Origin of the sequence: Amycolatopsis sp. NPDC051045 (assembly GCF_040682955.1) — a bacterium.
GTDB lineage: Bacteria > Actinomycetota > Actinomycetes > Mycobacteriales > Pseudonocardiaceae > Amycolatopsis.
The window spans coordinates 43,973-66,802 of record NZ_JBFBCC010000008.1; the positions used below are offsets into that span (position 1 = coordinate 43,973).

Below are 22,830 nucleotides of genomic sequence, written 5' to 3' on the forward strand. Positions count from 1 at the left end.
GGTGGTCGCCTCTCGAGGTTGGCTCCGTTCTGGAGCTGGTCGGGTGGTCGCCTCTCGAGGTTGGCTCCGTTCTGGAGCTGGTCGGGTGGTCGCCTCTCGAGGTTGGCTCCGTTCTGGAGCTGGTCGGGTGGTCGCCTCCCGACGTCGCTTCCGTTCTAGAGTCGGTCGCGTAGACACCGCCGCTCGCAGGAGGCTCACGTGGATCCGTCACTCGCCTCGCTGGAACAGGGCATTCCCTTCGCCGACCGGCACATCGGACCCGGTCCGGACGAACTTCGCCACATCCTCGACGTCATCGGCGTCGCCTCCCTCGACGCACTCGCCGAGCGGGCCGTGCCGTCGTCGCTGCGGGAGTCCGCCGAGCCGCTCGAGCTGCCTCCGGCCGCTTCCGAAGCGCAGGCGCTTGCCGAACTGCGGGAGCTGGCCGCGCGCAACCGGCCGACCGCCGCGATGATCGGGCTCGGCTACCACGACACCGTCACCCCGCCCGTGATTCGCCGGAACGTGCTCGAAAACCCGGCCTGGTACACCGCCTACACGCCCTACCAGCCGGAAATCTCCCAAGGGCGGCTCGAAGCGCTGCTCAACTTCCAGACCATGGTCTCGGACCTCACCGGGCTGCCCGTCGCGAACGCCTCCCTGCTCGACGAGGCCACCGCCGCCGCCGAAGCCATGACTCTCGTGCGCCGCGCCGGCCGGTCGCCTTCCCGCCGCTTCGTCGTCGACGAAGACACCCTGCCGCAGACCCTCGCCGTCCTCCGCACGCGCGCCGAGCCGCTGGGGATCGAGCTCGTCGTCGAGGACCTTTCCCAGGGACTCACCGGGCTCGGGCTCGGCGGTGACTTCTTCGGCGTCCTGTTGTCCTACCCGGGCGCCTCGGGCGCGGCCCGGGAACTCGACCTCACCATCGCCGACGCCAAGAAACACGGCGCGGCCGTGGTCGTCGCCGCCGACCCCCTCGCCCTGACCCTGCTGCGGTCGCCGGGGGAACTCGGCGCCGACGTCGCCGTCGGATCGACGCAGCGCTTCGGCGTCCCGCCCGGCTTCGGCGGCCCGCACGCCGCGTACCTGGCGGTGCGCCACGGCCTGGAGCGGCAGCTGCCCGGCCGGCTGGTCGGTGTCTCGAAGGACGCCGACGGCGCGCCCGCGTACCGGCTCGCCCTGCAGACGCGGGAGCAGCACATCCGCCGCGAGAAGGCCACCTCGAACATCTGCACCGCGCAGGTCCTGCCGGCGGTGCTGGCCTCGATGTACGCCGTGTACCACGGGCCCGACGGGCTCCGCGGGATCGCGCTGCGGGCCCACCGGATGGCCACCGTGCTCGCCGCCGGGCTCGCCGAGGGCGGCGTCGACGTCGTGCACGGCGAGTTCTTCGACACGGTCGCCGCGGCGGTGCCCGGCCGGGCGGACACGGTCGTCGCGGCGGCCCGCGACCTCGGCGTCTCCCTGCGCCGGATCGACGGAGACCACGTCGGCATCGCCTGCGACGAAACCACCACGCGCGAGCGGCTTTCGCTCGTGTGGAAGGCTTTCGGTGTCTCGGTGTCCGATGTGGACGGCCTCGACGCGGACACCGCGGACGCGCTGCCGGCCCCGCTGCGGCGCACCAGCGCGTTCCTCACGCACCCGGTGTTCCACGCCCACCGGTCGGAGACCGCGCTGCTGCGGTACCTCCGCCACCTGGCCGACCAGGACGTCGCGCTCGACCGCAGCATGATCCCGCTCGGCTCGTGCACCATGAAGCTCAACGCCACCGCGGAAATGGAGCCGATCAGCTGGCCGGAGTTCGCCGGGCTGCACCCGTTCGCCCCGGCCGAGGACGCCGCCGGGCTCCTGGACGTGGCCGCCGATCTCGGCGCCTGGCTCGCGCGGATCACCGGCTACGACGCGGTTTCCCTGCAGCCCAACGCCGGCAGCCAGGGCGAGTTCGCGGGCCTGCTGGCCATCCGCGCCTACCACCGCTCCCGCGGCGAGCACGCGCGTGACGTCTGCCTGATCCCGGCCAGCGCGCACGGCACGAACGCGGCGAGCGCCGTGATGGCGGGCATGCGAGTGGTCGTGGTCCGCTGCGACGACGACGGCAACATCGACCTCGCGCACCTGAAGTCCACTGTGGACTCCCATCGGGCCGACCTGGCCGCGATCATGCTCACCTACCCTTCGACGCACGGCGTCTACGAAGACACCGTCGGGCAGGTGTGCGCGGCGGTGCACGACGCGGGCGGGCAGGTGTACGTCGACGGGGCCAACCTGAACGCGCTGATCGGCGTCGCCCAGTACGGCCGGTTCGGCGCCGACGTCTCCCACCTCAACCTGCACAAGACGTTCTGCATCCCGCACGGCGGCGGCGGGCCCGGTGTCGGCCCGATCGGGGTCCGCGCGCACCTGGCCCCGTTCCTGCCGAACCACCCGCTGCAGCCGGCCGCCGGCCCCGCCACCGGCGTCGGCCCGGTCAGCGCGGCGCCGTGGGGGAGCGCGTCGATCCTGCCGATTTCGTGGGCCTACATCCGGATGATGGGGGCCGACGGCCTTCGCCGGGCGACGCTCGTCGCGGTGGCGAACGCCAACTACGTCGCCCGCCGCCTCGGCGGCCACTACCCGGTGCTGTACACCGGCCGCGAAGGGCTCGTCGCGCACGAATGCATCCTCGACCTGCGCCCGCTGACGAAGGCCACCGGCGTCACCGTCGACGACGTCGCGAAGCGGCTGGCGGACTACGGGCTGCACGCGCCCACGATGTCGTTCCCCGTCGCGGGCACGCTGATGGTGGAGCCGACGGAGAGCGAAGACCTCGCCGAACTCGACCGCTTCTGCGCCGCGATGATCGCGATCCGCGGCGAGATCGACCGGGTCGCGGCGGGGGAGTGGCCGCTCGAAAACTCGCCGCTGCGGCAGGCGCCGCACACGGCGGGCTGCATCGCGGGTGCCTGGAACCGGCCGTACAGCCGCGAAACCGCGGTGTTCCCCGCCGGGACGGGCGCGGCGAAGATCTGGCCGCCGGTCCGCCGGATCGACGGCGCCGCGGGCGACCGGAACCTGGTCTGCTCCTGTCCGCCCCCGGAGGCGTTCGCCTGACGGCCGGTTCCGCGTACGCGGGCGCACTGCGGACGCACAGGAACGGAAGGTAGGTTGACGCCCATGGTGAGTGGGCACGGTCCTGATCGGACGTCCGTGGTCGTGACCGGCGGCAGCGGCTTCATCGGCCGGGCCGTCGTGCGCGCCCTGCGCGGCCGGGGGGTGCCGGTCACCGTCGTCGACCGGGTGCCGTTCCCCGAGGACCTGGCCGGCGTGCGCGTGGTGACCGGCGACCTGCGCGAAGCCGCCGTCCGCGAGGAGGCCGTGACGCCGGAGACCGCCGGGATCGTGCACCTCGCCGCGCTGACTTCGGTGCTGCGGTCGGTCGAGCTCCCCGAGGACACCTTCGCCGACAACGTCCTCGTGACCCAGGAACTGCTCGAACTGGCCCGGCGCCGGGAGGTGCCGAAGTTCCTGCTCGCCTCGACCAACGCCGTGATCGGCAACGTCGGCTCCGCGACGATCACCCCGGACCTGCCGCTGCGTCCGCTGACGCCGTACGGCGCCACCAAGGCGGCGTGCGAAATGCTGCTGTCGGGCTACGCCGGCGCGTACGGCATGACGACGTGTGCGTTGCGGTTCACCAACGTCTACGGCCCGGGAATGTCCCACAAGGACAGTTTCGTGCCGCGGATGATGCGGGCCGCGCTGGCCGGCACCGGGGTGAAGATCCACGGCGACGGCCGCCAGCGCCGCGACCTCGTGCACGTCGACGACGTCGTCCGCGCGATCCTCCTGGCCCTCGGCAGCGGTTACTCCGGCCGCGCGATCGTCGGGGCCGGTCGCTCGGTGTCCGTGCTGGAGATGGTCGCGGCCGTGCGGGAGGTGACCGGGGCCGAGCTGCCGGTCGAGCACGTCGAGGCCCCGGCCGGCGAGATGCCCGCCGTCGTCGTCGACGTCTCGGCGAGTGCGGAGACCATCGGCTACCGGCCCGAGGTGTCGCTGACCGACGGCCTCGCCACGGCGTGGAAGTACTTTTCCGGCCTCACGCCGCCGTGACCGCGTTCCTCCGGCGCCACTGGCTGCTGCTCCTGCTTCTCGTCCCGGCGATCACCCTCCGGGTGCTGACCTGGCTGGCCTACCGCCCCGCGCTGCTGTTCATCGATTCGTTCCGGTACCTCGACAACCTGCACGCCCTGCGCGCCGACCAGCTCGACCCGATCGGCTACGACCTGGTCCTGCGCCCGCTGCTCGCCGTCGGCGGCCTGGCCTGGGTGGCGGCTGTGCAGCACGTCGGCGGCGTGCTCGTCGCGATCGGTGTGTACGGGCTCGTCCTGCGGCTGGGCGGGCGCCCGTGGGTCGCCGCGCTCGCCGCCGCGCCGGTGCTGCTCGACGCCTACCAGCTGCAGATCGAGCAGAACATCATGTCCGAGGTGACCTTCGAGGCCGTGCTGCTGGCGCTGCTGTGGCTGCTGCTCGGCCGCGGCGCCCCCGGCTGGAAGCGTGCGGCGGCCGCGGGCCTGCTGGTCGGGTTCGCCGTGCTGACCCGGCTGATCGGGATCTCCTTGGCCTTGCCGCTGCTGGTCTACCTGGTCGTCGCCGGGGGAGCGTGGCGGCACTGGGCCGGGTGGCGGCGAGCCGGTGCCGGCCTCCTGGGCCTGCTCGTCGTGCTCGCGCCCTACGCCGCGCGGGTGCACGCGGAGACCGGCAAGTGGGGCCTGACCGGGCCGTCCGGGAACATGCTCTACGGCCGCACCGCCGCCGTCGCCGACTGCGCGAACCTCCACCTCGAGCCGGCGCTGCAGGTCTTCTGCCCGGCGGAGCCGCGCGAGACGCGCCTGGTGGACAACTACACGCACGCCGACCTGGACCCGAACTGGCCCGGGCCGCTGCCCCCGGGCGCGGACAAGCAGGCGCTGGCCCACGAGTTCGCGGTCGAGGTGCTGAAGGCCCAGCCGGGCGACGTCGCCGGCGCGATCCTGGACGACTTCGCCAAGAGCTTCGCCTGGACGCGGGACCAGGACCCGGCCGACGTCCCGCTGGACCGGTGGCAGTTCCAGCCGAGCTATCCGCAGTGGGCCGACCAGTCGCTGATCGACCTCGTCACGCTGCAGAACGACGGCGTCGTCGCGAGCGTCGACCGGCCACTGGCGGAAATGCTGCGCGGCTACCAGCTCGGCGGCGGTTACGTGCCCGGCGCGGTACTCGGCATCGGCGCGCTGCTGGGCCTCCTGACGGTGTTCCGCCGCAAACGGCCCCTCGATCCCGCGCGGGCGGGCGCGCTGCTGGCGGCGTCGAGCGGCCTGGTCCTGCTCTTCGCGTCGGCCGTCTTCCTGTTCTCCTGGCGCTACCAGATCCCCGCGCTGGTGCTGCTGCCGGTGGCCGGGGCGCTCGGCTTCACGACGCTGACCTCGGCCGGCCGGAAACGTCTCGCCGCGTTCCCCGACGACGTCGACTCCGGCGCCCTCGACGACTTCCGCGGCCGCCACCCGGACCTGAAGCTGGCGCCGCTGACCGTCGTCATCGCGGCCTACAACGAAGCCGGCGGGATCGGCGAAGTCCTGGAGAAGATGCCGGACGAGTGCCTCGGCATGCCGGTCGACGTGCTCGTCGTCGTCGACGGCGGGACCGACGACACGGCCGCCATCGCCGAAGCCCACGGCGCCTACGTCTGCGTCGCGCCGCGCAACCGCGGCCAGGGCGCCGCGCTGCGGCTGGGCTACCACCTCGCGGCCTCCGCCGGCGCCGAATACCTCGTGACGACCGACGCCGACGGCCAGTACGACAACAGCGAACTCGAAGCGCTGGTGCGCCCGGTCTTCGACGGCACCGCCGACTTCGTCACCGGGTCCCGCCGGCTCGGGCACGAGGAGGCCGACAGCCGCGTCCGGTGGCTCGGCGTGCGGGTGTTCGCGGTGCTGGCGTCGGTGCTGACCGGGCGGCGGATCACCGACACGTCGTTCGGCTTCCGCGCGATGCGGGCGGAGCTGGCGTGCTCGGTGCCGCTCCACGAGCCGCAGTACCAGTCCTCGGAGCTGCTGCTCGGCGTCACCGCGCGCGGCGCCCGGGTCGCCGAGCTGCCGATGAGCATGCGGTTGCGCAAGGCGGGCATGAGCAAGAAGGGCGGCAGCCTCGTCTACGGCGCCAACTACGCCCGCGTCATGACCGGGACGTGGTGGCGGGGGTACGTGCTGCGCCGCGGCCGAACACGAGCCGGTCGAGCAGGGTGAACTTGACGACGAACACCAGCGCGTAGCTGCCGACGTACGCGCCGTCGACGAGCGCGACCCACCAGAAGTGCGGCAGGTCCAGGGGCGTCAGCAGGAAGCCCGCGAGGGTCGTCAGGCCGATCGAGGCCAGCCCGCCGAGGCCGATCACCCCGAGGTAGGGCAGCAGCTCGCGCCGGACCTGCGGCCGCCCGGTGCGGCCCCACACCCAGCGCCGCGTGACCAGGAAGTTCAGCACCGCCCCGGCGGCCCAGGCCAGCGTGCTCGCCAGCGCCGGGACCCCGCCGGCGGTGAGGACGGCCAGCAGCACCACCTGGCTGACCACCGTCGCCGCGACCGACGTCGTCGCGGCGCGGGCCAGCCGGGCCCAGCCGCGACGGCGGGTCTTCTCCGCCGTGCGGGGCCGCACGCCGTTGGTTACGGTCGTCATGCCCCCATCCTCCCCGCGGGCCGGCCGCCGCGCCGTCCGACCCCCTCACGCATAGGAGATTCACAGCTCATTGCCAGGTCTTCATCAGCACGTGATCTATAGCGTTCGGGGCGTAAACGAGCAGGAAAGGCGGCACAATGCGGGTGCTGGTTCTCGGCGGTGACGGATATCTGGGCTGGCCGACCGCGCTGCACTTATCGGACAAAGGCCACGACGTGGCCGTCCTCGACAATTTCGCGCGGCGCGGGTACGACGCCGAACTCGGCGTCGAAAGCTTGGTCCCGATCGAATCCCTCGCGGACCGCATCACCACCTGGCGGGAGGTCTCCGGCCGGACGATCACCAGCTACGAAGGTGACCTCCTCGACGCGGAGTTCCTGTTCGGGGCGGTGCGCGACTTCGCGCCGGACGCCGTCGTCCACTACGCCGAGCAGCGGTCGGCGCCGTATTCCATGATCGATCGCGAACACGCGGTGTACACCCAGCACAACAATGTGGTCGGGACGCTGAACCTGCTCTACGCGATCGCGGAGATCGATCCGGCGATCCACCTGGTCAAACTGGGCACAATGGGTGAATACGGCACGCCCAACATCGACATCGAAGAAGGCTGGCTGGAACTGGAGCACAACGGGCGCAAAGACCGGGTGCTGTTCCCGAAGCGTCCGGGCTCCTTCTACCACCTGACCAAGGTCCACGATTCGCACAACATCGAATTCACCTGCCGCGCGTGGGGGCTGCGCGCCACGGACCTCAACCAGGGCATCGTGTACGGCCAGCAGACGCCGCAGACCGCGCTGGACCCGCGCCTGGCGACCCGCTTCGACTACGACGCGGTGTTCGGCACGGTGCTCAACCGGTTCGTCATCCAGGCCGTGCTGGGCCAGCCGCTGACCGTGTACGGCCAGGGCACGCAGACCCGCGGCCTGATCGACGTCCGCGACACCGTGGAGTGCATCCGCCTCGCCGTCGAGCACCCCGCCGGGCCGGGGGAGTTCCGCGTGTTCAACCAGATGACCGAGAGCATGTCCGTGGCGGGCATCGCCGAGCTGGTGGCCGACCGGTTCCCCGGCCCGGTGCAGATCGAGCAGCTGGAGAACCCGCGCACCGAGGCGCCGGAGCACTACTACAACGTGAAGCACACCGGACTGCTCGAGCTCGGGCTGCAGCCGCACCTGCTCTCGGACACGCTGATCGAGTCGATGTTCGACATCGTCGGCGCCAACAAGCACCGGGTGAACCCGGAGAAGCTGCGCCCGGCCGTGCGCTGGCGGGGCGCGCTGAAGGCCTAGCGCCGTGGGGACTCCCGGAGCCCCCACGGTCTTTTCAGCCGGGCAGCTTGTCGAGGAAGCCGTGCACCTTGGCGATCTTGCCGTCTTCGAGTTCGACGACGTCGAAGCCGATCGCGACCGGCTCGGCGCCGGGGGTGCCGAGGTGCCACCGGAAGCGGGCGAGGTCGTGGTGGGCGTCGGGACCGGCGGGCAGGCTGAAGGCGAGCCCGGCGAACTGCTGCTGGGCCCCGGCGACGAACTGGTCGATCCCGTCGTGCCCGCGGACGGCGCCGAGGGGATCGGTGTAGCCGGCGTTCTCGGTGAAGACGTCGGCGATGAGGGCGCGCCGCTTGTCACCGTCGGTCTCGTTCCAGACGGCGATGTACTGCTCGACGATGGTGCGGACGTCGGTCATGTCTTGCTCCTTCGCTTGGGGGACAACGGATTCGCCGTCGTCCTGCGCTGGGACCGACTTTGGCCGATGGGCGGCGGCCCGTCGATTACGCGGGAGGTAACGCGGTGGCATTACCCCCGAAGTAATGGCCGCGCCCCGGTGATCGCCGTAGCGTCGCTTTCGTGACGACTATGGTGCAGGCGCGGCAGCGGCCCGTCGGTGAGCTGCTGCGGGAATGGCGCGACCGGCGCCGGATCAGCCAGCTCGACCTGGCGATCTCGGCGGACATCTCCACCCGCCACCTGAGCTTCGTGGAAACCGGCCGCTCGAGGCCGAGCCGGGACATGGTGCTGCGCCTCGGCGAGCACCTCGACGTGCCGCTGCGGGAACGCAACCGGCTGCTGCTCGCCGCCGGGTACGCGCCCGCCTACACCGAGAGTGCCTTGGGGGACCCGGAGATGGACGCCGTCCGCCAAGCCGTCCGGCAGCTGCTCGCGGGGCACGAGCCGTACCCGGCCGCCGTCGTCGACCGGAACTGGGACCTCGTCGACGCCAACGCCAGTGTCGCGCTGTTCGTCGCCGGCGTCGCGCCCGAGCTGACCACCAACGTGCTGCGCGCCACCCTGCACCCGCACGGCATGGCGCCGCACATCCGCAACCTGGGGGAGTGGCGCGCGCACCTGCTCGGCCGGCTGCGGCGCCAGGTGACCCAGACCGCGGACGCCGGGCTCGCCGAGCTCCTGGACGAGCTGCGCGGCTACCCGTGCGACCAGCCGGTACCCGAGGTGGAGGTCCCCGGGCCGGGTGACATCTTCGTGCCGCTCGAGTTCCGCCACGAAGGCACCGACCTGACGTTCTTCAGCACGGTGGCCACGTTCGGCACGCCGCTGGACGTCACCGTGGCGGAGCTGGTGATCGAGTCGTTCTTCCCGGCCGACCCGGCGACGGCGGCGTATCTGCGCGAGCGGGCCGCCCGGGTGGGATGATGGGGGTCCGCGCAGCATCCGAAGTGAGGATCACCGGTTGATGGCCGTCCCGCCTTCGCTCGCCCTGTCCGACGGAATCCGCATCCCCCAGCTGCTGTTCGGTGTCGCGGGCCTGTCCACGGCCGAAACCGGCCGGGCCGTCCGCATCGCCCTCGACACCGGCTACCGCGGCATCGACACCACGCCGGGGACCGAGGCGGCGGTGGGCGCCGTGCTCGCGGCGGCCGAGGTGCCGCGCGAGGACCTCTTCGTCAGCGTGCACGTGCCCGCGCAGAGCTACGACACCGCGCGCCGGGCGGCCGACCAGGCGCTGGCGTCGCTCCAGCTCGAGCGGGCCGATCTCTGCCTGCTGGACGGCACGAACGGCGCGTTCACCGACACCTGGCGCGCGCTGAGCCGGCTGCGCGCCGAGGGCCGGGTCCGCGCGATCGGCGTGGCCGGGTTCGGTGTCTCCGAGCTGCGCCGGCTGATCGACGCGACCGGTTCGGTGCCCGCGGTCAACCAGGTCGAGCTGCACCCGTGGCTGCAGCAGCTCCCGCTGCGCGAGTTCCACACCGGGCGCGGCATCGTGACGGCCGCGGCCAGCCCGGCCGCGAACGCCGCGCTGCTGTCCGACGAGACGGTCACCGCGCTCGCCGCGAAGTACGGCAAGACCCCGGCCCAGATCGTGCTCCGCTGGCACTTGGAGACCGGCACGGTCGCGGTGGCGGCCTCGGCGACCACGACCCGGATCCGCGAGAACTTCGGGATCTTCGACTTCGAGCTGGCCGAGGACGACCTCGCCGTGGTGGCCGAGCTCGACAACGGGACGCGCGTCTAGGGTCCGAGCCGCGGTCGCCGACGACGGCGAGCAGGTCGTCGCGGGTCGCGAAGTGGCGGTAGAGGGTGGCGTTGGTCTCGAAGACTTCGCGGGCCGCGGGTCAGGCGCTCTTGATGCCCGCCGCGGCGAAGTCGGCCTGCTGGGCGGGCTGCTCCAGGTACTCGCGGAAGGTCTGGGCGGCGCGCAGCACGGTGTCGTCGATGCCCGGGCCGGTGAGCCCGATGAACGGGTAGTCCGCCGACCGCGCGTTCGCCACGGACTGGGCGGGCGAGCCGATCATCTCGGGCTTCTTGGTGGTGAGCTCACTGACCCAGTACGACGATTCCGGCAGCCAGGCGGCCGGGAGCCCGCCGATGGAGTCCAGGTTGGCCCGGCCGACCAGCGCGTCGAGCACCTGCGCCGAGGGCTTGGCTTCGATCATGACGTGCACGCACTGGCCGTGGACGACGGTGGCGGCCTGGTTCCACCGGTCGGCCGCGGCGGCGAGCGGCTTCTGCGCGCTCGGGGTGACGACGACCCGCATGTGCGAGGTGCCGCCGTCGCAGCTGGCGGCCTGCGCCTCGGCGCGGCTGTTGAGCTCGTTGTCGGCCCAGTTCCAGCCGACGACGCCGAGCCCGATCAGGACGGCGAGGACGAGGCAGGCGATCGGCCACGTCGCGATCCGGCGGCGCGGGGCCTTCTTGCCGACGATGCGGTGCGAGCCGGTGGCGTCGGCCTTGCCGACGATGCGGTGCGTTCCGGTGCCTTCGCTGCGGCCCGCGCGCTGGGGGCCGGTGTTTTCGTCGCGGGCGGTGCGGTGGGGTCCGGTGGTGTCGCCGCGTTCGGCGGTCCGGGTGCTCTCGCCGCGGCCCGCGGCGCGGGCGGAGCCGGTGTCGTCGCTCCGGTCGAGGGTGCGGGAGGTCCCGGACGCCTCGTTCCGGGAGGTGGCGGCGAGGTCGTCGGAGAACTCGTCCTGCCGGGTGATCACTTCGGTCCGCTCGGCGGCCGATTCGGGGTGGCGAACGGCCGTCTTGCCGCCCTTGCGGCGGGAACGGGTGGCGGTGGGGGCGCCGGGTGCTTCGGCGGGGGCGGCGGCCGGGTACGAGCCGGAGGCTTCGCCACGGCGGGAGGCGCGGGGGGCTCCGCCGCCGGGCGCGGGGTGGGCGCCGGGCGCTTCGATGCGGTTCCCGGCCGGGTGGGCGCCGGAGGTGCCGCCGCCCTTGCGGCGAGAGCGGGTGGTGGAGGCGCCGGGGACTTCCGGGAGGGTGGTGGTCGGGTACGAGTCCGGGGTTCCGCCGCGGTGGGGGGCGTGGGTCATCGTGGATTCGCCGCTGTTCGCGGCGGGGTGGGCGCCGGGGACTTCCGCGAGGGTGGTGGTCGGGTACGAGTCCGGGGTTCCGCGACGCTGAGGGGCGTGGGTCACCGTGGATTCGCCGCTGCTCGCGACCGGGTAGGAGCCTGAGGTCTCGCCCCGGCGGGTGCCGGCGGGGCGCCCGGCGGCCGGGTGCGCACTGCCGGCTTCGGGCTGGAACCCGGGTGCCTCGGCCCCTTCCGTGAAGAAGGCCGAACCGGATGACTCGCCGGAGCCGCGGGAGGAGCCGGTGGCGCGGCCGGCGATCCCGAAGGCGGCGGAGATGGAGCTGCGTCCCGGGGTGCGGAAGGCGCCGGAGGCCTCGCTGCGGCCCGGCCCCTGGTGCGGGCGACCCTCGGCCGGGACGCGCGGTGTGCGGTCCTGAGGGTGCGGCACCGGCTCCTCGTCCCGGTAGTGTCGCCCCATCGTCATCCTTTCGCGGGTGAGCGCATGCCAAGCACGCGCTGCGATGCAATCAAACCGTTATCACCCTAACAGGTGAGTATCGGAGAGAGAATAATCTGACTCACAGTGGCCTGGATTCAGGGTGCTGCGCTGACCAGGCGATGGCAATGCGCAATCAGGCGATGACGCAGCGGCGCCGCCCGGCGGGCGAACTCCCCTTGCGCGCGGGCGTACTCCGCCCGGCCGGCCGCCGTTTCGATCCGCACCGGCGGGTAGCCGAACCCGGCCAGGTCGTACGGGCTCGCCCGCATGTCGAGCGTCCGGATCTCCACCGCCAGTTCGAAGCAGTCCGCCACGAGCTCCGCGGGCACGAACGGGTCGAGCTTATACGCCCATTTGAACAGGTCCATGTTCGCGTGCAGGCACCCCGGCTGCTCGAGGGAGATCTGCGTCTCCCGCGACGGCGTCAGCTCGTTGCGCGGTCGTGCGGGAGCCGTGAAGAAGCGGAACGCGTCGAAGTGCCCGCAGCGGATGTCCAGGGATTCCACGACCGCGTCGGTGCCGGCCGACCCCAGCCGCAGGGGCACCTGGTCGTGCCGGACCGAATCCGCGGGCTCGCGGTACACCATCGCCCACTCGTGCAGGCCGAAACAGCTCAGCCGGGGTGCGCGTGACGCCGTCGCGGTCAGCAGGCCGAGGACGAACTCGGCCGTCCGCACCTTGCCTTCGGTGAAGCCGGTGGGATCCAGCACCACGCCGTCGGCCGTCGAAACGTAGCCCTTGCGGTCCAGGAAGCGCCGCGCCGCGGGCCCGGCGAGCGCGACGCCGGGCCCGGGCTGCCACCGCTGCAGGTGCGACGGCCGGTACGAGTAGTAGGTGAACAGGAAGTCCAGCACCGGGTGCTTCTCGCCCCGCGCCCGGCGCTCCTGGTGCGGGCCGGTCCACCGCCGCATCCGCGAGACGTGCGCCGCCTCCCGGGCCAGCCAGTCCGGCTCGGCGAGCACCTCGACGCCGGTCATGCGCCCACGTGGGTGCCGTCACGCACTGTGCCCACGTACTCCTCGACGAGGTCTTCCAGCGCGACGACGCCGACGGCGTTCCCGCTCGCGTCCAGTGCCCGCGCGAGGTGGCTGCGTTCCTTGCGCATCGCCGAAAGCGCGACGTCGAGCCGGGCGTCGGCGCGCAGTTCGGTGAGCGCCCGCGTCTTCGAGCCGGGCACGATCGCCGCCGGGTCCTGCCCGGCCAGGTCGAGGATGTCCTTGACGTGGATGTAGCCGGTCAGGCGCCCGTCGTCGGTGCACACCGGGAACCGCGAGAACCCGGTGGAGGAAACGGCCTTCTCGACCTCGCCGACGGTCGGCGAGCAGGGCAGCGTGGTCAGCTCGGCGGTGGGCACCAGCACGTCCGCGACCGTCTTCTGCACCGACGACAGCGTCTGGGCGAGCCGCTGGTGCTCGGACTGGTCCAGCAGGCCCTCCCGCCGCGACTCGCTGAGCAGCTCGGCCAGCTCGTCGGACGTGTAGGCCGTCTCCAGCTCGTCCTTCGGCTCGACGTTGACCGCGCGCAGCAGCGAGTTGGCCACGAAGTTCAGCAGCCAGATGAACGGGTTGGCCACCTTCACCCACGCGACGTGCGCCGGCACCAGCCACAGCGCGAGCCGTTCGGGCTCGGCGATGGCGAGGTTCTTCGGCACCATCTCGCCGATCAGCACGTGCGCCACGGTGATGAACGCCAGCGCGATCGCGAACGAGATGGGGTGCAGCAGCGCCTCGGGCAGCCCGAGCAGGTCGAACGCGGCCGAAAGCCGGTGCGCGATGGCGGGTTCGCCGACCCGGCCGAGCAACAGCGAGCAGATGGTGATGCCCAGCTGCGCGCCGGCCAGCATCAGCGACACGTGCTTGCTCGCGTTGATGACGATCTTCGCGCGCGTCTTGCCCTGTTCCAGCAGCGCCTCGAGCCGGTCGCGCCGGGAGGAGATCAGCGTGAACTCCGCGCCGACGAAGAAGGCGTTGGCCAGCAGCAGGACCACCACGAGGGCGATGTTCAGCCAGTCGGTCACGAGACCACCTCGGTTCCGGCCGGTTCTCCGGCGGGGCGGACCGGGGCCACCTCGACCTCGGCGATCCGGCGCTTGTCCATCGTGGTCACGGTGAGCAGCCAGCCGTCGACCTCGGTGGCGTCCCCCTCGGCGGGGATCTTGCCCAGCCGCTCGAGGATCAGCCCGGCGATGGTCTCGTAGTCGCCGTCCGGCATCCGGAACCCGGTGACACCGGTGACCTCGTCCGCGCGCAGCTGCCCGGACACCAGCCAGCTGTCGGCGCCGACCTGCTGCGACGCCGGGGCCTCGCGCTCGTCGTGCTCGTCGCGGACGTCGCCGATGATCTCTTCGACGACGTCCTCCAAGGTCACGAGCCCGGCCGTGCCGCCGTACTCGTCGACGACGATGGCCAGCTGGAAGCGGGAATCGCGCAGGCGCAGCAGCAGGTCGTCGCCGGGCAGGGACTCCGGCACGGTCGGCACCGGCCGCATGACCGAGCCGATCGGCACCGCCGCCCGGTCCGCGGCGGGCACGGCGAAGGCCTGCTTGACGTGCACGGCGCCGCGGACGTCGTCGAGGTCCTCGGCGTGCACCGGGAAGCGGGAGAACCCGGTGCGGCGGGAGATTTCGATGAGGTCTTCCACGGTGTCGTCGACGGCGAGGGCTTCGAGCTGCACGCGCGGGGTCATCAGCTCCTCCGCGGTGCGCTCGCCGAACCGCAGCGAGCGGTCCAGCAGCTCGGCGGTGGACGTGTCGAGCGTGCCGCTCTCCGCGCTGGACCGCACGATCGAACCCAGCTCCTGGGGCGAGCGTGCCGATCGCAGCTCTTCCTGCGGCTCGACGCCGAACTTGCGCACGAGGAAGTTCGCGCTGTTGTTCATCAGCGTGATGAGCCAGCGGAACAGGGCCGAGAACCGCGAGTGGTAGCCGGTGACCGCGCGGGCGGTCGGCAGCGGCCGGGCGATCGCGAGGTTCTTCGGCACCATCTCGCCGAGGATCATCGACAGCGAGGTGGCGATGATCAGAGCCAGCGCGACCGAGGCGCCCGCGGCGAAGCCGGCCGGGAGCCCGATGCCGGTGAGCAGCGGCCGGACGAGCTCGCCGATCAGCGGCTCGGCCAGATACCCGGTGATCAGGGTGGTCAGGGTGATCGCGACCTGGGCGCCGGAGAGCTGGAACGACAGCGTCCGGTGGGCCTTCTGGACGGCCAGCGCGCGGCGGTCGCCGACCTGGCGGACGTTGGCCTCGACGGTGCTGCGCTCCAGCGCGGTCAGCGAGAACTCGGCCGCGACGGCGAGCCCGGTGCCGACCGTCAGCAACACGAAGAGGAGGACGCCGAGCACGGCGAAGAGGATCTGGATCATTCCGCACCCGCCCGGGCGGCGGGGGATGAACCTATCGGACAGCCGGGTCGGTCACCCGGCCCGGTACTGTCACCGGGTGACTGCGCTGCGCGCACGAAACGGTCACTCCTAGCAAGAAATCGGCATGTACTGCGACGATGGGGGCAATCTTAACGCGTCCACCGCACCCGCCGCTGGCGCCACGGGTGTGTCGGCGCGCTCATCTTCGGGCCGCCCGGGTCAGGTGGTGCCGGGCCGGTGGCGCCGCACGGTCTCCTCGACGAGGTCGAGCACTGGTCCCAGCCCGGCGGCGGGCAGGCCCATGGCCAGGTGCGACACGAGTCCTTCCAGGACCAGTTCGAGGAAGGCGGTGAGGACGTCGACGTCGACGTCGTCACGCAGCTTTCCGGCCTCCCGCTGGCGCAACAGGCGCAGCCGGGTGGCGGTGGTGAGCTGCTCCGACCGCTCGGCCCAGCGGGCGCGGAACTCCGGATCGGTGCGCAGCCGCCGGGACACCTCCAGGCGCGTCCCCAGCCAGTCGGCCGGGTGGTCGCCCCCGGCCAGCAGATCACGCATGACCTGGACGAGGCCCTGTTCGGCGACGACGTCGGCCATCCGGAGTGCGTCGTCCTCGGCGAGGGCGAGGAAGAGCGACTCCTTGTCGCGGAAGTGGTGGAAGATGGCCCCGCGCGAGAGGCCGGTGGCTTCCTCGAGGCGCCGGACTGTGGCACCTTCGTAGCCGTGGCGCGCGAAGCAGACGCGCGAGCCGTCGAGGATCTGGCGCCGGCGTGCGTCGAGGTGATCCTGGCTTACGCGTGGCATCCTGAAATCCTGGCACCGGGACCCGCGATCTCGCAATCCGTACGTACGTACTGTGACCCGGAGGGCCGGGAACCGGACGGTCCGCCCCCGCGTCCCACCATTGCGGCGATTCGCTGACACGAAGTGAGACGGTTGGCTAAGGTTTGCCCCATCACGGTGGGTGAGCTGAGGGGAAGGTGCGGGCGTGATCATCGGCGAAGCCGGGCAGGCGGTCCAGGCGGTCTGGGGTGGCGACATCCTGGGCGAGCGCGGCCGGGTCTACGGCGGCGGTGGCGGTGGGGGCGGCCGGTTCGAGATGGATCCGGAGGAGCTCGCCTCGGTGATCGGCCAGTGGGAAGCCGAGCTGGAGAAGATCGTCGACGACGCTCGCACGATCGAGGGGCTCGCGATCGCCGCGGTCGCTCCTGGGCAGGATCCGGCGAGCTCGGGCTACGCGTCGACCACCTACGACTCGATCACTTCGCTGCAGGCGCAGAACGACTCCATGCGCAAGTACGTGCAGAACTACATCAAGAAGCTGAAGGAAGCCCAGACGAAGACGGTCGCCACCGACCAGGGCCTGTCCGAGACCTTCGGGCAGGCGACGTGAACCTGGGCCACGCCACCCGCGCGAGTGTGCTCGGCGGGGTCGCCCTCGCAGTCTGTGCACTCGTCGCCGGCTGCACCCCGACGACCGGTGGTACCGCCCAGCCGGTGGACACTCCTTCTTCGCCGGGTACGGCGGCGCAGCCGAGTCCTTCCGGGAACGTGCCGAAGGTCGCCGTTCCACTGGACGCGACGAAATTCGTGGGCGACCCGTGTGGTCTGGTGCCGAAGGAACTGCTGTCCCAACTGCGGTACACAGACGCGGGTAAGCCGCTTCCGCGCGACAACGCTCCCGAACGCCAGTCCGGTCCCAGTTGTGGCTGGCAGATCCGGGGAGACGGAACGAGCGTGCTGGTCATCCTGGGTACGGGAAACCGTGACGCCGGCGCCGGCGGGCTGGCCGGAATCCAGGCCGCGTACGAACGCCCGAACGGCCTGTTCAAGTTTCTCGAGCCCGCTCCGGACATCGAGGGCTACCCCGCGCTGTACTTCGACATCCGCGACCGCCGCCCGAACGGGAACTGCTCCATGGCACTCGGCATCGCCGACGACCTGGCGGTGTCGATCTTCGCGGAAGGCTACGAGGGCCAACAGGATTCCTGCGACGTCGCCCAGCGCGTCGCAGCTGGGACGGTCAAAACACTCAAGGGGGCTTGACGAGTGGACGGCAAGCAGATCTACGACAACTTCAGGCAGGGTGACACCCAAGGGCTCGAGCAGTTGTCCGAGGGGGTGAACAAGCTGTCCGCCGCCTACCTCGACCGTGCCCAGGGCATCAAATCCCTGCAGGAACGGATGAAGCAGGCCTGGACCGGTGACGCCGCCGACGCGGCCAACGCCGGGGCCGGGCCGCTCGAACAGGCCTTCGCGGAAACCGCCGCGCCGCTGGACGTGACCAAGGCTTCCGTCGACACCCAGGCCGACGTCTTCAACGCGTCGAGCGCCACCGTCGTCAAGGTTCCGCCCAAGCCCGACAAGCCCAGCCCCTGGACCACCGGGCTCAAGGCGGCCATCCCGATCGCCGGGCCGTTCATGGCCAAGGACGACATCGACAACTACCAAGAGGGCATGGCGCGGTACAACGCGGCGAACGAGACCAACGTCCGCGTGATGGACCAGTACAGCAGTGTCACGAGTGGTACCCGGGCGATCCTGCCCACCGACTACGGCGTCCTCGAAGCCGACGGCGCCGCGATCGCCGTCAACCAGCCGAGCCCGCCCGGGCGCGTCGATCCGTGGATCAACGAGCCCACCGACCGGAACCGGTGGTACCCGGAGAACGGCGGCGGCGACCCGGGCGGCGACGACCACACCTCGACGACCAGCGTCGACACCACGCACACCGGTGGCACCGACCAGCCCGGCGGTACCGACCGCCCGGGCGGCACCGATCGTCCCGGTGGTACCGACCGGCCGGGCGGTACCGATCGCCCCGGCGGTACCGACAAGCCGGGCGGCACCGACATCACGCGCCCGACGGACACCACCCGGCCGACCGGCACCCTGCCCACGAAGACGCGGCCCGGCCAGCAGACCGGCGGCGACCTGCCCGGCAAGACGCCGCCGAACACCGGCGGGATCGACTTCTACCCCACCAACACCGGTGGGGGCGGCGGCCAGAACTACTCGAACACCTTCGCCAACGACCCGAACTCGAGCACCGGCGGGCGGGGGCCCAACAGCGGCAACGCCGGCGGACGGCTGCTCGACTCCTCCGGCCGGGGCGGCACCGGAACCGGCAGTGGCAGCGGTGCCGGTGGTGCGGGGGAGCGCGGGTTCGGCGGTGGCCGCGGCTCCGGCATGGGCAGCCTCGGCAACGCGGCCGCGGCGGAGGCCGCCGCGGCGCGGTCGGCTGCCGGGCGGTCCGGGCAGATGGGTCCGATGGGGCCCGGGGGCCGGCGGGGCGAAGGTGAGGACGACGATGAGCACCAGCGGCCGGACTACCTGATCGAAGCGGACCCGGACGCGATCTTCGGCACCGACCAGCGGACCAGTCCGCCGGTCATCGGCGAGTAGGCGGGTGGACGTGGCAACAGGCCGGGTGGACGTTCCGGTCGAGGCGCTGGCCGCGCTGGCCGACCGCGAACAGGTCGGCCAGCTGCACCTCACCCTGCGTCCGGAGCCGCTGTGGCTCTCGGACGAGGAGCGCGAGGAAGCCGGCAAGCGGATCGACGCCGCCCTCGCGGAGGCCGGGCTGGTCGATGCGCGCGGCCGGGCCACCGTCGACTTCCTCGACTGGCTCCCGCTGCTGGTCAGCCCGGCGCGGGAGTGCTACGGCTGGGTCGGTGCCGGTGGCCAGACCTACGGTGTGCTCGCCGCCGCGAAAGGCCTGCAGGCGGTCTTGGCGGTCTCCGACGGGGCCCACGTCGGCGTGCAGGAGATCGACCGGAACCGGCTGGCCGAGTCCCTGGTCGAGCAGCTGCCGCCGGTCGGTCCCGGCGGCGGCCGCCGGCGCACCGTCCGAGTGGCCGACCTGACCGAGGCCGCCCGGCGCGGGCAGGCCGCCTACCCGCTGGACCCGGCCGTCGCCGACGTCGTCAGCCTGGTGCAGCGGCCGGTGTCGGGCAGCGGGGAGCTCTACGTCGGCCGTCGAGACGACGTCGGCCGCCACACCTGCCTGCAGCAGCCGCTCCACTACGCCGACACGGACTGGGGCCGCTACCTCAGCTACACCTCCGGCACGGGTGACGACGCGGTCATCCACATCGGCCCGGCCGGTCCGCAGGAGCTGGCCGACACGCTCGACGAGCTGGCCGGCACCCTCGGCTGAACCGGAAAAGACGGTGCGCGGGGCGGTCTGCGGCGCTAACGTGACAGCGCTGTTGTATTCCGGTGGAAGGACGCGCTGATGGCCGGGCTGTACCCCGAGATCGAACCGTACGCCCACGGGATGCTCGACGTCGGCGACGGGCACGAGATCTACTGGGAGACCTGCGGGAACCCGGACGGGAAGCCCGCGCTCGTCGTGCACGGCGGACCCGGCTCCGGCTGTTCGGAGAACGTCCGCCGCTTCTTCGACCCGGCGCGCTACCGGATCGTCCTGGCCGACCAGCGCGGCTGCGGGCGCAGCACCCCGCACGCCGGCGCCCCGGTCGCCGACCTGTCCGCCAACACCACCGGCCACCTGGTGGCGGACTTCGAGCGGCTCCGCGGCCACCTCGGCATCGAAAAGTGGCTGCTGTTCGGCGGTTCCTGGGGTTCGGTGCTCAGCCTGACCTACGCGCTGCGGCACCCCGAACGGGTCAGCGAAGTCGTCCTGATGGGCCTGGCGACCGACCGCTTCATCGAAATCGAGATGCTCATCCGCGGCCTCGGGGCGTACTTCCCGGAGGGCTTCGCCAAGTTCCGCGCAGGCGTGCCGGAGAGCGAGCGCGACGGGGACCTGTCCGCGGCCTACCACCGCCTCCTGATGAACCCCGACCCCGCGGTCCACCACCGAGCCGCGAAGGACTGGTGCGCCTGGGAGGACGCGATGCTCCCCGGCGTGCCACCGCACGACGTCTTCGAAGATCCGGCGTACCGGCTGTGCTTCGCCCGGCTGGTCACGCACTACTTCAGCAACCGCGCGTTCCTCGAGGACGGCGAAATCCTGCGCCAGGCCGGCAAGCTCGCGGGCATCCCGGCCGTGCTGGCGCAGGGTGTGCTGGACACGAGCAACCTCGTCGGTACGCCGTGGCTGCTGCACCACGCCTGGCCGGGCAGCGAACTGGTGATGCTCGACGACGTGGGGCACACGGTGTCGGCCGCGTCGATGCAGGAAGTCCTGATCGGCGCGACCGACCGCTTCGCGGACCGCTCCTGACTACGGGATGAGCAGCCCCGGCTCGCCTTCGGGGACGAGCGCGGCCTCGGCGCGCCGGGTCCGGTTGGCCTCGGCCAGCCGGAGCCCGGTGAGGCGCAGCGGCAGCCGGTCCATGTTCCACTCGGCCAGCAGCAACGCGATCTTCGCCTGCATCTCCGTGCGCAGCCGCAGGAACGAGTCGGCCGGGTCCGCGCCGACCTCGCCCAGCAGCAGCCACCACGCCCAGGCCGCCGCGCCCGCGTTGGCGACGAAGTCGGGTACGACCGCGACACCGCGGGCCGACAGCGCCGCCTCCGCGTCCGGCGTCGTCGCCGCGTTGGCCGCTTCGACGACGACCTTGGCCTTGACCACGCTCTCGTTGTCCGGCCGCAGCGCGTAGGAAATCGCGGCCGGCACGAAGACGTCGGCGTCGATCCCGACGATCGTCTCGCGGGGCAGCGAGCGGACGCCGGCGGGCAGCCGGGTCCGGTCCACCTCGCCGAAGCGGTCCCGCAGCTCCAGCAGCGCCGGGACGTCGAGCCCGGCGGGGTCGTACAGCGTGCCCGCGGCGTCGGCCACCGCGACCACCTTCATCCCCGCTTCGTGCAGGTACCAGGCCGCGCCGCCGCCCATCGTGCCGATGCCCTGGATCGCCACGGTCGTCCCGCGCACGTCCCAGTCCCACGCCGCCGCGACGCCCAGGCACGCCTGCGCCACGCCGTAGCCGCCGACGACGTCGCCCAGCAGCAGGCCGCCGGGCACCGGCGCGTTGAGGCCCGCCTGCACCCGGCGCAGGGTCCGCGCCGGATCGGCCGAACGGCGGATCGCGGCGTGGTAGGACTGTTCGAGCCCCAGCTCGGCGAACACGGAGTCGATCAGGTGCTGCGGCACCCCGAGGTCCTCGGCGGTCACCCAGTGCGCGTCCAGCCACGGCCGCAGGAACGCGCAGAAGCGCTTGAGCACGTCGAACGCGCGCGGGTCCTTGGGGTCGAAGTCGATGCCGCCCTTGGCCCCGCCGACCGGCAGGTTGAAGGTGGCGGTCTTGTTCGCCATGCCCCGGGCGAGGTCCTCGACCTCGCTCATCGTGCAGCCGGTTCGCATCCGGGTGCCGCCGGTGGCGACGCCGGAGACCAGGCTGTGCACGACGAGGTAGCCGTTCGCGCCGGTGACGGGATCGGTCCACGTGAGCCGCATCAGCGGCTGGGCGGGGGTCATCGGGCCACTCACCTCCAGGGGGAGTCCGGGGCGGTCTCGTGACCGTCACCACGAGCGTGCGCCCCCGGCGGCCTGCCCGTCCATTTACCGCTGCTGCACGATCTCGTTTAAGTTTTGTGTATGGAGCTTTCGTTGCACCGCTTGCGGATGCTGCGCGAGCTGCACCGCCGCGGCACGGTGACCGCGGCGGCCGCGGCCCTGCACTACACCGCTTCGGCGGTGTCGCAGCAGCTCGCGCAGCTGGAGCGCGACGTGGGCGCGAAGCTGTTCGAGCGGCTCGGCCGCCGCGTCCAGCTGACCGAGCTGGGCACCCTGCTCACCGAGCACGCCGAGGAGATCCTCGGCTCGGTGGAGCGGGCCACCCACGCCCTGGAGGAGGCCCAGGAGGCCCGCACGGTCCGGCTGACCGCCGGGGTGTGGGCGTCGGTGGCCTCCGGCCTGCTCCCGACGGCGCTGACCGCGCTCGCCGGCGAGCACCCCGGCATCGAGGTGCGCACGCGCGAGCTGGCCCCCGAGGACACCGCCGAGGCGGTCCGGGACGGCACCCTCGACCTGTCGTTCGTGATCGAGTACTCCGACGCGCCGACGACGTGGGACGCCGGGCTGGAACGCGCCGTCGTGGCCGTGGAACGGCTGCACGCGGCGGTGCCGCGGGGTGCGGTGCCTTCGGGGTCGGCGTCCCTGGACGACCTCGCCGAGCACCCGTGGATCCTGGCCAGCCCCAAGTCGCACTTCGGCCGCGCGATGCGCACGGCCTGCCGGCGGCACGGCTTCGCCCCGAAGATCAACCACGAGGTCGAGGAGCAGTCGACCGCGATGGCGATGGTGGGGGCCGGCCTCGGCATCACCCTCGTGTCGGACCTCGGCCTGCGGCTGCTGCGGCCACCCGGAATCGACGTCGTCACCCTCACCACGCCGTTGCTCCGGACGGTTTCGATCGCCTACCGGCGCGCTACGTCCCGGCGTCCGGCGTTGCACCTGGTGATCGAGGCCGTGCGGGCGTCCGCGGCCGAGCTGGGCCTGGGCACCGAGCCCGCGTTGCCCTGATCCGGGACTTCTTACGGAGTGGTGAGCCGCTCCCGCAGCGCAAGATCCGGCCTGATTTTGTCGTACCCCGCGTGTAGCGTCCGAAGTCAAGAAGTTCCACCACACGGAACAGGAACGCCAC

The 22,830-nt window shown here is 72.1% G+C and carries 20 protein-coding genes; 12 read left to right on the top strand and 8 right to left on the bottom strand.

Going from position 1 to position 22,830, the window contains the following annotated elements; all coding sequences use genetic code 11:
• Positions 1–198 precede the first annotated feature (198 nt).
• From gcvP to AB0M80_RS20255, 3 genes are all read left to right on the top strand, one after another.
• The gene (gcvP, locus tag AB0M80_RS20245; RefSeq protein ID WP_364566786.1) at positions 199–3,075 is read left to right on the top strand and encodes an aminomethyl-transferring glycine dehydrogenase; all 2,877 of its coding nucleotides are present in this window, start codon (positions 199–201) and stop codon (positions 3,073–3,075) included.
• 63 nt (positions 3,076–3,138) lie between these two features.
• Complete coding sequence (locus AB0M80_RS20250; RefSeq protein ID WP_364566789.1) at positions 3,139–4,074, top strand: NAD-dependent epimerase/dehydratase family protein; 936 nt, start codon at positions 3,139–3,141, stop codon at positions 4,072–4,074.
• Positions 4,071–6,245 (top strand): glycosyltransferase family 2 protein, encoded by a 2,175-nt coding sequence (locus AB0M80_RS20255; RefSeq protein ID WP_364566791.1) that lies wholly within the window; start codon positions 4,071–4,073, stop codon positions 6,243–6,245. The genes AB0M80_RS20250 and AB0M80_RS20255 overlap by 4 nt, the downstream gene beginning before the upstream one ends.
• Here AB0M80_RS20255 and AB0M80_RS20260 read toward each other — a convergent pair.
• Entirely contained in the window at positions 6,175–6,672 is a 498-nt protein-coding gene (locus AB0M80_RS20260; RefSeq protein WP_364566794.1) for a GtrA family protein, read from the bottom strand. The two genes, AB0M80_RS20255 and AB0M80_RS20260, sit on opposite strands and share 71 nt — an antisense overlap.
• 137 nt (positions 6,673–6,809) lie before the next feature.
• On the opposite strand from AB0M80_RS20260, the gene AB0M80_RS20265 reads away from it, so the two are divergent.
• Complete coding sequence (locus AB0M80_RS20265) at positions 6,810–7,964, top strand: NAD-dependent epimerase/dehydratase family protein (protein ID WP_364566797.1); 1,155 nt, start codon at positions 6,810–6,812, stop codon at positions 7,962–7,964.
• Between the two features lie 34 nt (positions 7,965–7,998).
• Here the strand turns inward: AB0M80_RS20265 and AB0M80_RS20270 are convergent, their stop codons facing one another.
• A complete protein-coding gene (locus AB0M80_RS20270; RefSeq protein WP_364566800.1) occupies positions 7,999–8,358 on the bottom strand; it encodes a nuclear transport factor 2 family protein in 360 nt (119 codons plus the stop codon).
• Positions 8,359–8,528: 170 nt separating this feature from the next.
• Between AB0M80_RS20270 and AB0M80_RS20275 the strand changes: the two genes are divergently transcribed.
• Both AB0M80_RS20275 and AB0M80_RS20280 read left to right on the top strand, forming a co-directional pair.
• Positions 8,529–9,323 (top strand): helix-turn-helix transcriptional regulator, encoded by a 795-nt coding sequence (locus AB0M80_RS20275; RefSeq protein WP_364567629.1) that lies wholly within the window; start codon positions 8,529–8,531, stop codon positions 9,321–9,323.
• A 40-nt stretch (positions 9,324–9,363) separates the two neighbouring features.
• A complete protein-coding gene (locus tag AB0M80_RS20280; protein WP_364566803.1) occupies positions 9,364–10,143 on the top strand; it encodes an aldo/keto reductase in 780 nt (259 codons plus the stop codon).
• 100 nt (positions 10,144–10,243) lie between these two features.
• Here the strand turns inward: AB0M80_RS20280 and AB0M80_RS20285 are convergent, their stop codons facing one another.
• The 5 genes from AB0M80_RS20285 to AB0M80_RS20305 form a co-directional block, all read right to left on the bottom strand.
• Positions 10,244–11,899 (bottom strand): hypothetical protein, encoded by a 1,656-nt coding sequence (locus AB0M80_RS20285; RefSeq protein WP_364566806.1) that lies wholly within the window; start codon positions 11,897–11,899, stop codon positions 10,244–10,246.
• A gap of 116 nt (positions 11,900–12,015) precedes the next feature.
• Positions 12,016–12,897 carry a 3-methyladenine DNA glycosylase gene (locus tag AB0M80_RS20290; protein ID WP_364566808.1) on the bottom strand — a complete coding sequence of 294 codons (882 nt, stop codon included), beginning with the start codon at positions 12,895–12,897 and terminating at the stop codon, positions 12,016–12,018.
• Positions 12,894–13,937, bottom strand: a complete 1,044-nt coding sequence (locus AB0M80_RS20295) for a hemolysin family protein (protein ID WP_364566809.1) — start codon at positions 13,935–13,937, stop codon at positions 12,894–12,896. The genes AB0M80_RS20290 and AB0M80_RS20295 overlap by 4 nt, the downstream gene beginning before the upstream one ends.
• A complete protein-coding gene (locus AB0M80_RS20300) occupies positions 13,934–15,280 on the bottom strand; it encodes a hemolysin family protein (RefSeq protein WP_364566811.1) in 1,347 nt (448 codons plus the stop codon). Before AB0M80_RS20300 ends, AB0M80_RS20295 begins: the two co-directional genes overlap by 4 nt.
• Positions 15,281–15,499: 219 nt before the next feature.
• Positions 15,500–16,081 (bottom strand): helix-turn-helix domain-containing protein, encoded by a 582-nt coding sequence (locus AB0M80_RS20305; RefSeq protein ID WP_364566813.1) that lies wholly within the window; start codon positions 16,079–16,081, stop codon positions 15,500–15,502.
• Between the two features lie 184 nt (positions 16,082–16,265).
• Between AB0M80_RS20305 and AB0M80_RS20310 the strand changes: the two genes are divergently transcribed.
• The 5 genes from AB0M80_RS20310 to pip all read left to right on the top strand — a co-directional run bounded on the left by AB0M80_RS20310 (position 16,266) and on the right by pip (position 20,468).
• Positions 16,266–16,670, top strand: a complete 405-nt coding sequence (locus tag AB0M80_RS20310) for a hypothetical protein (protein WP_364566815.1) — start codon at positions 16,266–16,268, stop codon at positions 16,668–16,670.
• Positions 16,671–16,696: 26 nt separating this feature from the next.
• Entirely contained in the window at positions 16,697–17,323 is a 627-nt protein-coding gene (locus tag AB0M80_RS20315; RefSeq protein WP_364566817.1) for a DUF3558 domain-containing protein, read from the top strand.
• A 3-nt stretch (positions 17,324–17,326) separates the two neighbouring features.
• Positions 17,327–18,682: a hypothetical protein gene (locus tag AB0M80_RS20320; RefSeq protein ID WP_364566820.1), complete on the top strand. Its 1,356-nt coding sequence runs from the start codon at positions 17,327–17,329 to the stop codon at positions 18,680–18,682.
• 25 nt (positions 18,683–18,707) lie between these two features.
• Positions 18,708–19,436, top strand: coding sequence for an ESX secretion-associated protein EspG (locus tag AB0M80_RS20325; protein WP_364567632.1), 729 nt, complete (start codon positions 18,708–18,710; stop codon positions 19,434–19,436).
• Between the two features lie 78 nt (positions 19,437–19,514).
• On the top strand, positions 19,515–20,468 hold the full coding sequence (gene pip / locus AB0M80_RS20330; RefSeq protein ID WP_364566823.1) for a prolyl aminopeptidase: 954 nt from the start codon (positions 19,515–19,517) through the stop codon (positions 20,466–20,468).
• Here pip and AB0M80_RS20335 read toward each other — a convergent pair whose 3' ends face one another.
• Positions 20,469–21,662, bottom strand: coding sequence for a Glu/Leu/Phe/Val dehydrogenase dimerization domain-containing protein (locus AB0M80_RS20335; protein ID WP_364566825.1), 1,194 nt, complete (start codon positions 21,660–21,662; stop codon positions 20,469–20,471).
• Positions 21,663–21,782: 120 nt separating this feature from the next.
• Here AB0M80_RS20335 and AB0M80_RS20340 point away from each other — a divergent pair, with 120 nt between their 5' ends.
• The gene (locus tag AB0M80_RS20340) at positions 21,783–22,709 is read left to right on the top strand and encodes a LysR substrate-binding domain-containing protein (protein ID WP_364566827.1); all 927 of its coding nucleotides are present in this window, start codon (positions 21,783–21,785) and stop codon (positions 22,707–22,709) included.
• Positions 22,710–22,830: the final 121 nt, after the last annotated feature.